Below are 13889 nucleotides of genomic sequence, written 5' to 3'. Positions count from 1 at the left end.
TGCTCCAAGACAAAAAAAAGCCGCAGCAATTGCTGCGACCGTAAATGATCTTCGTTGCCGCTTACTCTTCCCAAAAGACCAGCTGAACAGGTACGGGATCGCCCTGCATAGATGCGTCAAGGGTTACATCTACCTGGTTACCGCCGCACCAGGGATTGCTGATCGTACCAAAAGTGTATGTACCCGGAGGCAGGCCAAGGAACAGATCGGGCGTATGCGTATCTGTTTCATACAGCTCACCCGTCAATACATTAAGCGCCCAGTAGCCATGCACGCCCGAGCTGGTTACAGGATTGCCCATATTGTCGACCAGGTACATCTCAACCGTAAGCGTAACCTGGTTGGGCATGGAGGCTTCCGCTGCGCCGACGGCAACAGCTGTGTTGGCATAGGCAGCACCTGTGGTCAGCAAGGCCAGGGAAAAGGCTCCGGAAAGAATTGCTTTTTTCATATTTACCAGTTTAAGTGTGGGATCAAAAATAGCAGATTCGATACCCTGGGCTTTCCTGGATGCATTACCAATTCGTTAACCGCCGTAAGATACCTGCTTTCGGGGATGCATGACTCCCGTTGTACAGGTAGTTACAAGGATCATCCTCTCAGGTACAGATCCCTTACGACCAAAGCCATAATACAGCTACCGGAGCAAAGTCAGATCGCCCTTCCTGACAATATTTTTTCGCGAGCGCAGGCCCTGGTATTTCAAGTAGTAAAAATAAGTTCCGAGTTCGGAAGGCACTCCTCTAAACCGGCCTTCCCATCCATTATCGCTGTCATTGGAATAAAACACCCTTTGCCCGTACCGGTTATAAATGCTTAATGAATAGAAAGACAGCCGGCAGTTTATCCTTGGCCGGAACCACTCATTGACCCCATCGCCATTGGGAGAAAAAGCATTGGGAATAAACACCGGGCAATCGCAATCTTCGGAAGCAACCCCAAGCGATGCGGAAAAGGTACCACAGGCATTAACCACGGAAACACTATAACTACCTGACCTGCTGACCACCAGCGTATCCGTATTGCTCCCCGTATTCCATAGGTAAGCGCCTGGCGGGAAGGATGCTGCACGGAGGATTACCCTGCCGCCATCGCAGATCAGGGAGTCGTCGCCGCTTAGCTTAAGATAGGGATCAACTTCCGCAATATGGATCGTATCGGTAAGCCTGCAACTGTTATTGCTGATCGTCACATAGTAGGTACCGCTCGTATCGGCACGATAGGTTTCGCCCGTGCTGCCGTCCTGCCAGCGATAATTGGCTCCCGGGCTTCCAGCATATAGCAGCATGCCTGCTGAGCCTTTGCAGATAAAGGTATCCCCGCCAAGCCGGGTATCCAGCTTCAGGAAGCTTACCCGAAAAGTATCCAGGTAGACATCACAATCTTTAACCCCTGATACCCAGTAACGCCCATCGTCCCGCAGTGTCAGCAGGGCGTCAGTACTGCCGTCACTCCATAAATAACGGGTACAGCCCGGGTGTCCTGCCACCCTTACGGAATCGCCTGCGCAGATAGCGGTATCCCTGGCGGTGGTATGAACGACAGCCGGCATATCCGCGATAACAACGGCACTGCCAAACCCGAACCCATACAAGCCAAGCCCCGTATAAACCTGAGCTGCGGGAACGGTAATGGCCAGCGAATCGAAGCCGCAGGCCAGCCCCGTATTGTTGGGCATATTAATACGGGCAATATGCGCCGGTATGGTAACACCATACCAGTTGGTCCGGGCCACATAGATCTTGTTGTCAGGTCCCATACGCATACCGAAGATGAGGCCCCTGACAGGAAACCCCAGTGGTGGCGCCAGTGGCTCCTCGGGCGCGATGATCGTTCGTGTCGCCGCTACGGCCGGCATAGCCGGAAAGGCCGTCAGGTCGTACTGCACCATCCTTACCCATTCGCTGCAATAGAGTTTGCTGTTGTCGGGAGAGAACTCCAGGGCGTAGCGGCTTAGCACATTGTATATGCTTCCGGGTGTAAATGCCGGTCCCAGCGCCTGCGCACCCGATACGGTTCCGGTAGTGGCATCGAACGACGCGACCTCTATAATATTGGGTATCGTATCCGTGACAAAGGCGATCATCTTCCGGTTGGGAGAGACCTTCATTTCCCCGGCACCACTACCGCCCAGGTACAAGCCCGTTGAGATAACCGGTACGGGGTCGACGCTCCCCCTGATGCTGAAGGTTCTGTACTGGTTCGACTTCCTGCGATGCGTAACCAGCCAGTAGTTGCAGGCTGTTCCCCGGACAACTACCATTTTCTCAGTGACAAAGGTATCGAGCACTATATTTTTCTGCCCGGGTACCACATCGCCGCGCCCGCTGTTCAAGGTCATATCGATCGCCGAATAGCGCAGGTAGGCCGGCGAATTGTTGTAGATCACATCCTCGTTACAATCCAGGGTAAACAGGAAGTACCTTGCGGCATCTTCCGTCGATTGAACAATGGCGACGCCCTGGGTAGTGGAACCGGGGCCATAGAAGCCGGCACCGTTTCCCAGGATGCCCGTGCCATTGGGCATCACCGCGCCTGTAGCATCCCATATACTATTGCCATTCGAATAGAAAAGGAGCTCCCCCGATGCGTCGGAAACAGCGGCACATCCTTCCTGCGTGATCAGGTTGGCCGAAGATAATACCGGCGTTGGTGTGTTAAAGTTAAGGCGGGAATGATAGCCAAATACCCAATTGTTGTTTTCGCCCTGCCCCGAAACGTTCAGGGCACAAAAGGCCACAGCGGCGATACAAAGAAGATAACGTGTCATTGCGGCGATATTAAAGGTGTTTCCTATATTGCCAGAGACAACAGGTTATTCCGCTAAAGTTGGTCGTGCGTTCCCGCACTGTCTATTTTCATGGTTTACGTGTAGCCGGGTAGCTCAAGGTTTTCATTTAGCGGCCAGTCTATTTCGCATTCTTGTCCAGGTAGCTTTTCAGATCGCTGATATAGCCGTCATAGTAATCTTCAATCATTTTTTTTGTTAACCGCGTTAACCACCTCCCCCAGGGTTCAAAAGACACTGTCGGGATAAGCCAGCTTATACTGCTTCTTCCTTGAGGTCGCCAACCCGATCGATCCCCCGCCGCCTTGATCGCCGAAGCAGTGGGGCAGACCCTTATCTGATCACACCCGACGCCAAAAGGATTAAAACCGCCGCAGCTTCTTTAAAGCGATACGAGCCGGATCAGCTCCTCGCCGAAACCCATAGCCAACAGGTGCCGTTTCGCCTCTGCGTTCGCGACAAAGTGAATATTCTTAACGCCGGACAACCTTTTAAAGCAGCCGTAGAGCAATGTACCCATGCCTTGAAAGTTCGTCATGTCGATCAGGAGACCAGGCTGCTGTAGCGCCTTTTCAATCACCTGCTCCAACTCCCTTTGTTGAAGCGATGAGAAGCTACCATAAAATTTTATCCTCAGCGGCGACTCGTCAAAGATCTTTACGGGAAGCGACTCGGAGAAATAACCTTCAAGCAGCTCAATATAATTGATAAAGGCCTGATTGTCCCCTATGCATCGCTCCGCAAACATCAGCACCGTCTTCATCAGCAACGCTTCCGCCGTCTGTGCTTCAGGAGAAGCAAAAGTATAGTTGCTGTCCATCCCCGCCCCGGAAAGATGACAAGTCACACGGACACCATCTAAAACAAACCGGCTGTCCACTCGGGCCTCTTTAACGACCCGGTCGGCCAGCCTGTACAGGTTACAGGCGCCCTCATTATCCTTCACCTTTACCATCCATTCTGCTGCCGCTTCATCCTGATAGGCAAATGCTTTCTTTCCAAACGTAAGCAGCCATTCTTTTCCCTTCTGCTCAAGCAGCAAATAGCTCGAAGCAATAAAAGAAGGCATGATTTCTATTATCAGCATAGTTATTCGGCTTAGTAGATGCTCTGTGATAAAGTCTGGGGCAAATATACCATTAGGGTACTTTACTTCCATACAAGTTGACATTAAGACGCATTATCGCACGACAAGGTTTATATATTTTCCCGTCATAGGCGTTGCGGAAAAATAGAAGTATCATTCTCTGTGCCGCCAGGCCTTTGCGGAAAAAATTCTCCTGCTGGTTGACGCCCTCGCGTGTGCCTTGGTCCGCGTGAACGCGCGTGAACCAGCAGCATTTTTCCCGCTGCATCGCCGCAGCGCTGCGAGAAAAATACATCATCCTTACACAAAACGCTGTAAGGTTTCAACTCCTTACAGCGATTGAGACGAATCTCCGGGGGCCATCCACATTATATCACCTTCTTCTCTTTTCCGTCCTTTTCCAGCAGCAGGTGATCCGTTTGCAGCAATATGCCCATCCATTTGCAAAAGCGATGCATAGCCTGCTGCTGTTCTAAGCTCAGGCGGTCAAGGTGCTCCGTCAGCCAACCCTGGTACAGCGCTTCGAGCAGCAACAGTCCCTTATCTGCAGGATAGTAATCGAGCGCGGCAGCGCGCATGTTGATAAGTGTGAGCGGCGGGCTGCAGCGCAGCTCGGCCAGCTCTTTACGGGTATGGCGATCCATAAAAAAAGCTTGTATTTTTAAGTCACGGCTTGGTTAGCTGCAAAGCAAAGGCAAGCCTGTGGCATATGCAAACCACCAGGCTATGCTTGTTTTGCATCTGTCAGATGCCCGGCGTACATTTGGTATGAATAACCCTTATATTTGCCTCATGACACACGAACGCCATATACACCAGGGGCGCAACATCAGGAAGTTTCGCGAGATGCTGGGCCTTAAGCAGGACGACCTGGCCGATAAGCTGGGCGACGACTGGACCCAGAAAAAAATATCGCAGCTCGAAAGCAAAGAGCAGATCGACGATGCCATACTCGAGCAGGTATCGCAGGCGCTGCATATTCCCAAAGAAACGCTGCAAAACCTGGACGTGCAGGAAGCCGTGGTCAACATTCAACAGAACTACGAGAACTCTCACAACAAAGGAAGCAACGGCGTTCATTACAATTTCAATCCGATTGATGAATGGCTAAAAGCTCTGGAAGAAAATAAAGTGCTCTACGAACGCCTCTTAAAATCGGAGCAGGAAAAAGTAGCCATGCTGGAAAAGCTGCTGCAGGCGAAGAAATAAATCTCCACTTACTAACTCTTATAGGGTTTAAAACCCTATAAGAGTTAGTAATAACGCACTACAAATTTCCGACAACGCAACTAGAATCTGCAATAACGCACCGCAAGTTTCCGACAACGAAACTACAATCTGCAACAATGCACTGCAAGTTTCCGACAACGAAACTACAATCTGCAACAATGCACTGCAAGTTTCCGACAACGAAACAACAATCTGCAATAACGCACTGCAAGTTTTCGACAACGCAACTAGAATCTGCAATAACGCACCGCAAGTTTCCGACAACGAAACTACAATCTGCAACAACGCACCGCAAGTTTCCGACAACGAAACTACAATCTGCAACAATGCACTGCAAGTTTCCGACAACGAAACAACAATCTGCAACAACGCACCGCAAGTTTCCGACAACGAAACAACAATCTGCAACAACGCACTGCAAGTCTCAAACAGGCATCAGAGATTTCAGGATAAGCACCGTTACCTTCCGGCCTGACGCTGTAAGGGTTTTAAATCCTTACAGCGTTAACCGAAGCCCTTACAGCGTTTCTCATTAATATCCCTCTCCTGTTCTGTTCCCGTCGTTAGGCTCAGGCCATTTCATGCGCTCCCCTTTTTCCAGGGGCAGTTCGGCTTTCCGGCGGCTGAAGGCAGCAGGCTCCTCGCAGGCCAGGTAGACCAGCGTGGCTATAGTTACCGCATTACGCTTCACCTCTTCCCATACAATCTTATCGTAGGTATCGAGCGTGGTATGCCAGGTGTACATGCCATAGTCCCAATTGTTGCTCAGCAAGAAGAAAGCAGGCACATCGTAAGGAATAAAGGCAGCATAGTCTGAGCCGCCGCGCCCACCCGGATCGCCGGGAAAAGTGGTCTCTATAGCTTTCCTGTTCTCTTCGGGCAGGTAGCTGAACCAGCGGCCAAAGTAATCGTAAGCATCCAGGAAGCCCAGGCCGCTCAGCTTGCTGATGCGCCCCGTACCATTGTCCTGGTTAAAGAGCACCGATATTTTCGGCATCAGGTCCTTATGATCGGCGGCAAAGGCCTTGGAGCCGTTCAGCCCCTGCTCTTCGCTGCCCCAGTGCCCTGCCATAATGCTCCGCCTGGGATTGGGGTAATATTTCTTCAGTATACGCATCACTTCCATCATCAGTATACTACCGGTGCCGTTATCCGTAGCGCCGGTACCACCGTCCCAGCTGTCGAAGTGTGCCGAGAGCATCACGTATTGTTCCGGGTTCACGCTGCTTTTGATCTCGGCAAGAGTGTTCTGCGCAGGCATGGGCCCCAGGTGCTTCGAGCTGGTCGTGATCTGCAGGCGTGGCCTTATGCCTCTTTGTGTAAACCGGTACAGCATCTGGTAGTCTTCCATCCGCACATCTACATGCGGTATCTTCTTGGTCTTGGTACCGAAGATACGGTTGGCCGACCAGCCACCCGTCCAGAAGGAAGATACCAAAGCGGCCGCCCCGGCGGCTTCCAGCTGCGTCTGTATCTTATGTGTATTGGTGCCCATGGCCTTCAGTCCGTCGGACCAGGCATTAAGAGCCTTTTCCTTCCGCTCCAGGTAGCGTTTATAATCGCCTTCCAGCGCATATTCCTTCCAGCTGGCCTCGGGCCTGCCCGATACCTGCTGTTGGGAGATCAGCACGATCTTACCTTTGGCCTGAGGCAGCCAGGCTTGCAGCGCCAGAGAATCCTTAAGCATAGGCAACGCGATCACTTCGGCCTCTATCGGTTTGCCTTTGGGTGTTTGGGGCGACCAGGCCAGCTGTATGCCGTCCAGCTGATCCCTACGTGGAGCAGTCATCACGATGTTGGTCTGACCACGTTCCCAGCCCGGCCAGGTGCCGTACTTTTCATTGTGCGCGCTGATGCCCCAGCTTTTATAAGTATTCACCAGCCAGTCGTTGGCCTTCAGCAATTGCGGGCTGCCCACCAGCCGCGGGCCGATATCGTCCATCAATTGCTGCGCCAGCATTTCCATCTGGGAATGGTTGATGGCTTCGCTCTGTATGTTCTTAATGATATTGGTATCGATCTGTGCGCCTGAAAAAAAAGGTTGGGCCGCCAGACAACCGAGCAGCAGGTAATTTTTGATCATTGATAACGATTAAACAGGTGTGTGTGAGGCGACTAAAATACGCAAAAAAATACGAAGACCATATCCGGAAGCTAAAGCTTGTGACCACGCACAGCACAGGGCAGGCGCAGCCTTTGCTGTTCCTGTGCTATTACACCGGGCCCTCTCCTGCAGAAATCGGTTTCGTTTATCCTGTATTTTTGCGGGCAGAATGGATAGACGAATAAAAGGACTGATACTCCTTACCTGCTTATGGGTATGCCACGGTAGCAGCTCCGGGCAAACCAGCGTAATGGACGACATCCGCAATGAGCTGAAGCGGCAGCAGCCCGATAGCACCCGGGCCTACCTGCTGATGAAGCTGGCCAACCGCAGCGAACCCGGCGACAGCGCTATTACCGGCTACCTCACAGAAGCATTGTTCCTGGCCCGTAAAACCCAAAAGAAAATACTGACAGCAAGGATCTACATCGCAACAGGCTCCTGGCATTTTGAAAACCAGCGCTACGATAAAAGTGCCGCAGCCTATCAGCAAGCCTTGCAGACCCTCGGCAACGATCGCAGCAGGGAAGCTACCATTCTGAAAGCGCAGGTAAGCATGAACCAGGGCGGCCAAAGCTACAGGCTGGGCCGGCCCAATGAAGCCATAGATGCCTATTACCGGGTCATACCCCAGCTGGAAGCAATACACGATACGTTCACGTTGGCTACCGCTTACGAGCACCTGGGCAAGCTTTTCTTTAACCAATTGGCGTATGCAAAAGCAGCCTTATACTTTGGTAAAAGCATTGCAGTCGATGGTAATGCCCCCAGGAGCAGTCAAGGCCTTGCCAGCAAATATGTAAGCATGGCCTTCTGCATGCTGTCGCTGGATAGCATGGCCAAAGCGAAGCAATACCTGGAGCAGGCCAGGATAAGGATGGAAAGCGTAGGCGATCCGCTTCCCGAATGGGGAAAGTATTATTATATCCTGGGGCAATTGCAGCAAAGCAAAGGCCGGCAGCAAGCCGCCCTGCAATCCTACCTGAAAGGCCACGCCGTAGCCCGCCGGTTTAACGACCAATACCTGACCGGCGACCTCCTGGAGGTCGAAGCGCTTCTCTATAAGGAGATGGGCCGATACAAGGAAGCACTGAATGCCGTAATCCAGCTGAAAACGCTTTCGGCCAAAGTACCGGAAGTCCCTTTTAACCTGAATGCGCTCAGGCTGCTGGCCGACCTGGAATTCAATACGAACAACCCCGGAGAGGCTTATCGGCACCTGAAGGCCTACATCGAGCTGGCCGACAGCCAGCAGCGCAATAAGGTTACCGAACGCATGCACGAGCTGGAAGCGCAATACCAGTCGGCACAAAAAGAGCGCAGGATCGCGCAGCTGCAACGCGATAATGAACGGAAAGGCTTTGTGCTGAAACGGCACCGCCTGCTGCTATGGCTGCTGACCGTTGCGGCAGTTGCCCTGCTGCTGCTCGCATTACTGGCAACCTTGTTTTACCGGCGGGGCCGCAAGCTGCTGGTGCAGGAGAAACGGGTGCACGAGCTTGAACTGGACAAGGTAAACCAGCAGCACAGCATTGCTGTGCTCTCGGCCATGCTGGAAGGCCAGGAACAGGAGCGCATCCGCCTGGCGCGTGACCTGCACGACGGGATGGGCAGCCTGCTGTCAGGCGCCAAGATCGAGCTGTCCGTTTCCGCTGCACCCCGCGAAGTGCTGGTAGCGCAAACCATGAAGCACCTGGACCATGCTGTGGATGAGCTGCGCCGCATCGCCAGGAGCATGATGCCGGAGGTCCTGCTTACCTACGGCCTGGGCGAAGCCACCCTGGAATACTGTAACGCGCTGAGGAAGACAGGCGCACCGCTTGCCTGCCAGGTATACCACTATAAGAACGACATGAGCCATGGCCGACAGGTGACCTTATACCGCATCATGCAGGAGCTGGTCAATAACGCGATCAAGCATGCGGCAGCCACACAGATACTCGTGCAATTGCAGCAGCGCGGCGACTGCATCTTTCTTACGGTAGAAGATAATGGCAAGGGATGGGACACAGGCAGCCAGGAGCAGCTGAAAGGCGCCGGCTTATCCAATATTACGGCCAGGGCCGAGCTGCTGCAAGCCAGGATGGAGACCGGTTCCACACCCGGTGTAGGCACCACCGTTACCATTGAATGTCCGGTGATCTAAGGAGAGCAATTGTAGGCAGCGAACCTGCTACAGTCTCTTCCAAAATCCCCGTCTCCGGGGTTACCGGTGACGCCTGCCTGCATTACCTTTGCCTGATGCATTGCAACAACAATTTTTCTGCAACACGCTTGGGCTTCCTGCTTAGCCTGTGCTTCCTCTCTTTTAGCCTGCACGCCCGGGAGCCCGGGGAAAAGCTCGATGTTTATAGAATTGCTTTTAGCGCCACGGGAAAAGTACCCACCGGAAAAAGACAAAGGCCTGCAATGGAGGTTTATTACCATCCCGGCTATTTATATGCAACGCAAACGGGCAGCGATCAGGTACAGACGAGCTGGCTCATCTGGCACAAGGCAGAAAAGCTGCTTAAAATAGAGGGCAAACAAGGTTTACCGCTAAACTATACACGGCAGCTGAAGACCAATGTATACCTGCCGGGAGAAGCCATCGACAGCGTACAAAACGCCGCTGCAAACACGAATAATACGGGGGATTGGGATAATGAGAACGAATACAACGCGCCGGGCTACGGTACCCTTGCACTTACAGAAGATACCGCCACCATCCGCGGCTATCTATGCCGGAAGGCAGTGATACAATACCATTTCGACGCACAGGACAGCGAAGGGCTGATCCGCGGGATAACCATCTGGTACAGCCCCGGCCTGCCACCTTTTTTCCTGCCACCTTTTTCCTTTTTACAGAAAATACCCGGAGCAGCATTGTCTATAGCCATTGAAGATTTCAACAGGAAAACAGTAACGCTTCGTGCCTATAGCATTGTGAAGCAGCAAAAGGATATTACCTTCTTCAGCCCATCGAAAGACCTTTATATACTATACCCGCCGAAAACAGATTAAGCAGCGACGCTGCTTTTCGTCGTAAAGCACCCTTACATTGGCGCGAATCCCCCCGCAGCAAAGAACCTTTGCATGCTAACTTTGTTGCGTCATTAAACGGTAACCGACATGAACAGTATCGACAAAACCTTTTCGGGGCTTGAATTTGCCCAGATCGGCTGGGTGGTCCCCGACATCCGGGCAACGGTAAGCTTTCTTTCCGGCACATTGGGTATCCGGGGTTTTCCCCCACCCGAACAAGTCCGTGCTCAGGACCTGAACATGAGCTACTATGATGAGATCGTGGATGCCGAATGGCTGACCACCCAGGCTTATAACGGCGGTATTTTCATCGAGCTCATACAGCCCCTTTCAGGAAGGAGTATGTTTCATGATTACCTTGAACGATGTCCCGCCGGCGGCACACAACACCTCGCTTTTCGTTTGCCGGTCAGCGATTTTGAAAGGATTACCGGCGAGCTTCGTACACAGGGGCATAGCGTGATGAGCGAAGTAGACCACCCTATTGCCAGGATGGCTTTCTTTGATACTTACCAGACAATGGGTGTTGCGACAGAGATCATGGGTATCACACCCGAAGGATGGACGGCTATCGAACACATGCAGCAGGCACACTAAGGAATGCTCCGGTGATCCGGCAGGGATGCTTCGCGAAAATAATTCACGATGATCTTGCTTATGGTATCGGCCCGGTTTAATACCATAAGGTGTCCCCCGCCTTTAACACGGTAATCGGGATGCACATGCTTGCTCGAGATCACCCGGTCGGCGGTGCCATGTATCTGGATCGTTCGCGCCGGGATCTCATGGTTGTCCCAGAAGGCAATGCTTTTCAGCGCCCAGCGAAAGAGCTTTACATCTGTGTTCTGTAACAGGTAGGTCAGCGCTTTCTTGTCTTTGGAGGAACGGGCGCCGAAATAACGGTAGGTAAGAAAATTGGTACGATTGATCAAAGCGCCGGGAATGATACGGTACAAACCTAAGCGCATAAAGAAAAACTGCACCTTGCTCAGATCGTCCTTGGTTCTGGCCGAAGAGATCAGCACCATCTTCTCTACCCTCATTTGCCGAGCCACTTCCACCGCTACGATGCCCCCGAAAGAAAGCCCGATAATATAGGGGTTCTCTTCCGTGATCTGGCTCCTGATCCGCGCTGCGTATTGTGGGATCGTTTCGTCAGGTGAAGCAGGGATCCAGGTGATGTATACTTTGCGGTAGCCGGGGAGCTTCAGGTTGGTGAATACCGTTGAATCAGCGCCCAGGCCGCTGAAAAGATAGATTGTCTTGTGCGTGCTTCCCGCAGCATCCTTCGCGGTTTGTGCAAACCCAAAGCAACTGACGGACATCCATAAAATAAAAAAACATATTCTGATACCTTGCACCATAAATTTCCGGCTTCCTGCCAGGATAGACACATTAATGATACAGAAGTTTACGATAATGCCGGAAAAAAGTTCAATCATTAGAACATATACTTCAGGTTTCAAGATGCAATAAAGCATGGCTACCCTGCCCAAAGCCACACAATATTTCTGTTAAGACAATTGAACAGCCTTTTTCCCTTTCTGCAGCTTCCCGGATTTAAAGGCTACTCCTGAAGAGTAATCTGCTTAAAGCGCAGCCCTTGCAGGCTGCAGATACCACATTGGAGATCGGGTTTATTTCCAATACGGTTTCTCTACGGCTCCGAAACGCTTTTGGGGCGCCGCCCGCGCAAACAATAAGAGCGACACCGGGTGCCGCTCTTATCTTCAACGCCTATGCCGGCTTAAAGCTTCAGTATCCTGACGCTTTCCTGCAACGACCCGTTATGTATCCTGAGCACATAGCTGCCCGGGGCAATACCTTGCAGATCCAATGTATTTTCGGTGCTGGCGACGCTGAAAGTTTTCAGTACATTTCCTGTAATATCGAGCAGATCGATTGTAGCCGCGCCATCCTGTAAATGATCCAGGATGACCGTCACAGCATCGTTTGCCGGATTGGGATAGATTTTCAACTGAGCAGGCATCGCGCAGGGGTCAGCGATCGTGATCACATTGCTGTACAATAAGGGCTCGCCTTCCTCTGCAATCGCCAGCCGGTAAATGTTCCTGCCCGGCAAAGGAGCAGCATCGGTCAGCGAAAACTGTTCATCCGACCGCGATACAGGCGCCGGTACCGTATTGAATGTTTTACCGTCGGCGCTGCGTTCGACCCGGAAATGATCTGCCTGCGCCTGCGCTGCAGACCAGCTCAGCACTATCGAGCAGGAGGGACCAGGTACCGCTGTAAATCTATGATAGCGGATGGGTAAAGGTACCGATGCACTGGTAGCAGTGATCCGGTTCAAGGTCACCACCGGCATCCCGGACTTATACACATAATAGCTGTTGTTGTTGCTCGCCGTGCTGATAAAGCTAAGAAAACCGGCGCCGGGACTGGCATTGAGGACCGAAAGGGTGCCTTCCTGGTTGCCGTTCAGCTCAGGAGCGGTATACTGGATACCCAGAGTACCCGAAAAAGTAAGGGAAGGAGCAATGGTATATACTCTTGCAATGCTGGCGCCGGTACCAGTGCTCACCGCTGTTCCCGACAGGCGGATGGTATCATTCTGCAAGGTCAGGTCTGTGGCAGGCGTCAGCACAAGCCCTTCACTGCTGAAGGTCGTGCCGGCTTTGATCAGCAGCCCTGCAGGACCCGTAGCAAGCTGGGCCCTGGCCACAGAAGCCAGGCCTGCCAGACCGATTATAATTGCTGTGCGTTTCATGTTCGTTTATTTTCAGGTCTTGTGGTTTTCATCATCTGCCCCGCAGCTGTTGAAAACATACCTGGATTCAAAAAAATGAGGTAGGTTCCAAAAGCGACTTAATAGCCCTTCAGCATCACGGTAAACAGCGTAGCCGGCTCCTGGTTGGTTTGGGTAAAGCTGTAAGAAAGTATATCTCCCGGCACCACGGAAACCGAGCCTACGCTGCTTTCGCCGGATCCTGTCGAACCCACAGCCAGGGCGGATGTCGCCGAAACGCTGAGGCCGGTCGATACCCCGTTCTTGTATAAAGTGATGGTAATGGTATTCGCACTTCCAATAAGACTGCCACCGGGTACGACGCGGGTCGCCAGCTTCAGGCGGTTAATAGTGCAGGCGGCAGGTACGATATAGGCCGTAGCTTGTGTCGTGCCATTGGAACTTGCTCCCGAGGTATTGGCAAAGTTGACGCTGGCCTGTGAGCTTTGGTAAGGCACAAGGCTGAAAAAATAAGGGCCCAGGGCCGGAGAGCCCGAGCTGTAGGCAGCGACCGCCGGCGTAAGGATCGTAATAGAATCCCGGGTAGCAGCAGGAGCAGAAGCCGTAACCGGCGTCCAGGCGGTACCGTTGTATACATAGAAACCCGGCGTGTTATCCGTCTGGTAAATGAGCAAGCCGGTTGCCGGAGCGGCAGGACGGCTGGCCATAGGCATACGCGGCACCAGCAGGCCTTTCCCGGTGGCAGTGATGTCCAGCATCGCCGAAGCATGTGGTGTGGTCGTTCCAATAGCTGCCTGGCCCGAAGCATGGTTCGTTTTCAGGAGCAATAAGGAAGACAGAAGCAATGAAGTGGTGGTAAAGATTTTCATAAATTGATTTATTGGTGCTCAAAAATAATTGTTCAATACAAGAAGAATGCATTTAATATTCAATCAAAGAAGACCCTTTG

General features: G+C 52.3%; 13 protein-coding genes. 5 read left to right on the top strand and 8 right to left on the bottom strand.

The annotated features are described in order from the left end of the window. Nucleotides 1–61 precede the first annotated feature (61 nt). The 4 genes from DZC79_RS18765 to DZC79_RS18745 all read right to left on the bottom strand — a co-directional run bounded on the left by DZC79_RS18765 (nucleotide 62) and on the right by DZC79_RS18745 (nucleotide 4519). Complete coding sequence (locus DZC79_RS18765) at nucleotides 62–451, bottom strand: hypothetical protein (protein ID WP_118953156.1); 390 nt, start codon at nucleotides 449–451, stop codon at nucleotides 62–64. A 186-nt stretch (nucleotides 452–637) separates the two neighbouring features. Further along, nucleotides 638–2770: a gliding motility-associated C-terminal domain-containing protein gene (locus tag DZC79_RS18760; protein ID WP_118953155.1), complete on the bottom strand. Its 2133-nt coding sequence runs from the start codon at nucleotides 2768–2770 to the stop codon at nucleotides 638–640. A gap of 400 nt (nucleotides 2771–3170) precedes the next feature. Beyond that, a complete protein-coding gene (locus DZC79_RS18755; RefSeq protein ID WP_118953154.1) occupies nucleotides 3171–3875 on the bottom strand; it encodes a hypothetical protein in 705 nt (234 codons plus the stop codon). A 368-nt stretch (nucleotides 3876–4243) separates the two neighbouring features. Beyond that, entirely contained in the window at nucleotides 4244–4519 is a 276-nt protein-coding gene (locus DZC79_RS18745) for a hypothetical protein (RefSeq protein ID WP_118953152.1), read from the bottom strand. A 148-nt stretch (nucleotides 4520–4667) separates the two neighbouring features. Here DZC79_RS18745 and DZC79_RS18740 point away from each other — a divergent pair, with 148 nt between their 5' ends. Further along, nucleotides 4668–5084: a helix-turn-helix domain-containing protein gene (locus DZC79_RS18740; RefSeq protein ID WP_118953249.1), complete on the top strand. Its 417-nt coding sequence runs from the start codon at nucleotides 4668–4670 to the stop codon at nucleotides 5082–5084. A gap of 553 nt (nucleotides 5085–5637) precedes the next feature. Here DZC79_RS18740 and DZC79_RS18735 read toward each other — a convergent pair. Next, a complete protein-coding gene (locus DZC79_RS18735) occupies nucleotides 5638–7188 on the bottom strand; it encodes a M28 family peptidase (protein WP_118953151.1) in 1551 nt (516 codons plus the stop codon). A 23-nt stretch (nucleotides 7189–7211) separates the two neighbouring features. Here DZC79_RS18735 and DZC79_RS18730 point away from each other — a divergent pair, with 23 nt between their 5' ends. From DZC79_RS18730 to DZC79_RS18715, 4 genes are all read left to right on the top strand, one after another. Then, nucleotides 7212–7394, top strand: a complete 183-nt coding sequence (locus DZC79_RS18730; RefSeq protein WP_157977269.1) for a hypothetical protein — start codon at nucleotides 7212–7214, stop codon at nucleotides 7392–7394. Beyond that, nucleotides 7379–9355 (top strand): tetratricopeptide repeat-containing sensor histidine kinase, encoded by a 1977-nt coding sequence (locus DZC79_RS18725; RefSeq protein ID WP_118953149.1) that lies wholly within the window; start codon nucleotides 7379–7381, stop codon nucleotides 9353–9355. The genes DZC79_RS18730 and DZC79_RS18725 overlap by 16 nt, the downstream gene beginning before the upstream one ends. Then, nucleotides 9340–10212: a hypothetical protein gene (locus DZC79_RS18720; protein ID WP_157977268.1), complete on the top strand. Its 873-nt coding sequence runs from the start codon at nucleotides 9340–9342 to the stop codon at nucleotides 10210–10212. Before DZC79_RS18725 ends, DZC79_RS18720 begins: the two co-directional genes overlap by 16 nt. Before the next feature lie 108 nt (nucleotides 10213–10320). Further along, nucleotides 10321–10830 carry a VOC family protein gene (locus tag DZC79_RS18715; RefSeq protein ID WP_118953147.1) on the top strand — a complete coding sequence of 170 codons (510 nt, stop codon included), beginning with the start codon at nucleotides 10321–10323 and terminating at the stop codon, nucleotides 10828–10830. On the opposite strand, the gene DZC79_RS18710 is transcribed toward DZC79_RS18715, so the two are convergent. The 3 genes from DZC79_RS18710 to DZC79_RS18700 form a co-directional block, all read right to left on the bottom strand. Beyond that, nucleotides 10827–11558 (bottom strand): alpha/beta fold hydrolase, encoded by a 732-nt coding sequence (locus DZC79_RS18710; RefSeq protein ID WP_157977267.1) that lies wholly within the window; start codon nucleotides 11556–11558, stop codon nucleotides 10827–10829. The genes DZC79_RS18715 and DZC79_RS18710 overlap by 4 nt on opposite strands. Before the next feature lie 422 nt (nucleotides 11559–11980). Continuing rightward, nucleotides 11981–12961, bottom strand: a complete 981-nt coding sequence (locus DZC79_RS18705; protein WP_118953145.1) for a T9SS type A sorting domain-containing protein — start codon at nucleotides 12959–12961, stop codon at nucleotides 11981–11983. Between the two features lie 98 nt (nucleotides 12962–13059). Next, nucleotides 13060–13809 (bottom strand): hypothetical protein, encoded by a 750-nt coding sequence (locus DZC79_RS18700; protein ID WP_118953144.1) that lies wholly within the window; start codon nucleotides 13807–13809, stop codon nucleotides 13060–13062. Nucleotides 13810–13889: the final 80 nt, after the last annotated feature.

The sequence above is a fragment of the Taibaiella helva genome (assembly GCF_003545695.1).
Classification (GTDB): domain Bacteria; phylum Bacteroidota; class Bacteroidia; order Chitinophagales; family Chitinophagaceae; genus Taibaiella; species Taibaiella helva.
This window is presented reverse-complemented; position numbering and strand designations above follow the sequence as displayed.

Excerpts from the sequence above, each read along its gene's own strand:
- DZC79_RS18765 (WP_118953156.1), bottom strand. The coding sequence starts at position 451 with ATGAAAAAAGCAATTCTTTCCGGAGCCTTTTCCCTGGCCTTGCTGACC.
- DZC79_RS18760 (WP_118953155.1), bottom strand. The coding sequence starts at position 2,770 with ATGACACGTTATCTTCTTTGTATCGCCGCTGTGGCCTTTTGTGCCCTG.
- DZC79_RS18755 (WP_118953154.1), bottom strand. The coding sequence starts at position 3,875 with ATGCTGATAATAGAAATCATGCCTTCTTTTATTGCTTCGAGCTATTTG.
- DZC79_RS18745 (WP_118953152.1), bottom strand. The coding sequence starts at position 4,519 with ATGGATCGCCATACCCGTAAAGAGCTGGCCGAGCTGCGCTGCAGCCCG.
- DZC79_RS18740 (WP_118953249.1), top strand. The coding sequence starts at position 4,668 with ATGACACACGAACGCCATATACACCAGGGGCGCAACATCAGGAAGTTT.
- DZC79_RS18735 (WP_118953151.1), bottom strand. The coding sequence starts at position 7,188 with ATGATCAAAAATTACCTGCTGCTCGGTTGTCTGGCGGCCCAACCTTTT.
- DZC79_RS18725 (WP_118953149.1), top strand. The coding sequence starts at position 7,379 with ATGGATAGACGAATAAAAGGACTGATACTCCTTACCTGCTTATGGGTA.
- DZC79_RS18720 (WP_157977268.1), top strand. The coding sequence starts at position 9,340 with ATGTCCGGTGATCTAAGGAGAGCAATTGTAGGCAGCGAACCTGCTACA.
- DZC79_RS18715 (WP_118953147.1), top strand. The coding sequence starts at position 10,321 with ATGAACAGTATCGACAAAACCTTTTCGGGGCTTGAATTTGCCCAGATC.
- DZC79_RS18710 (WP_157977267.1), bottom strand. The coding sequence starts at position 11,558 with ATGTCCGTCAGTTGCTTTGGGTTTGCACAAACCGCGAAGGATGCTGCG.
- DZC79_RS18705 (WP_118953145.1), bottom strand. The coding sequence starts at position 12,961 with ATGAAACGCACAGCAATTATAATCGGTCTGGCAGGCCTGGCTTCTGTG.
- DZC79_RS18700 (WP_118953144.1), bottom strand. The coding sequence starts at position 13,809 with ATGAAAATCTTTACCACCACTTCATTGCTTCTGTCTTCCTTATTGCTC.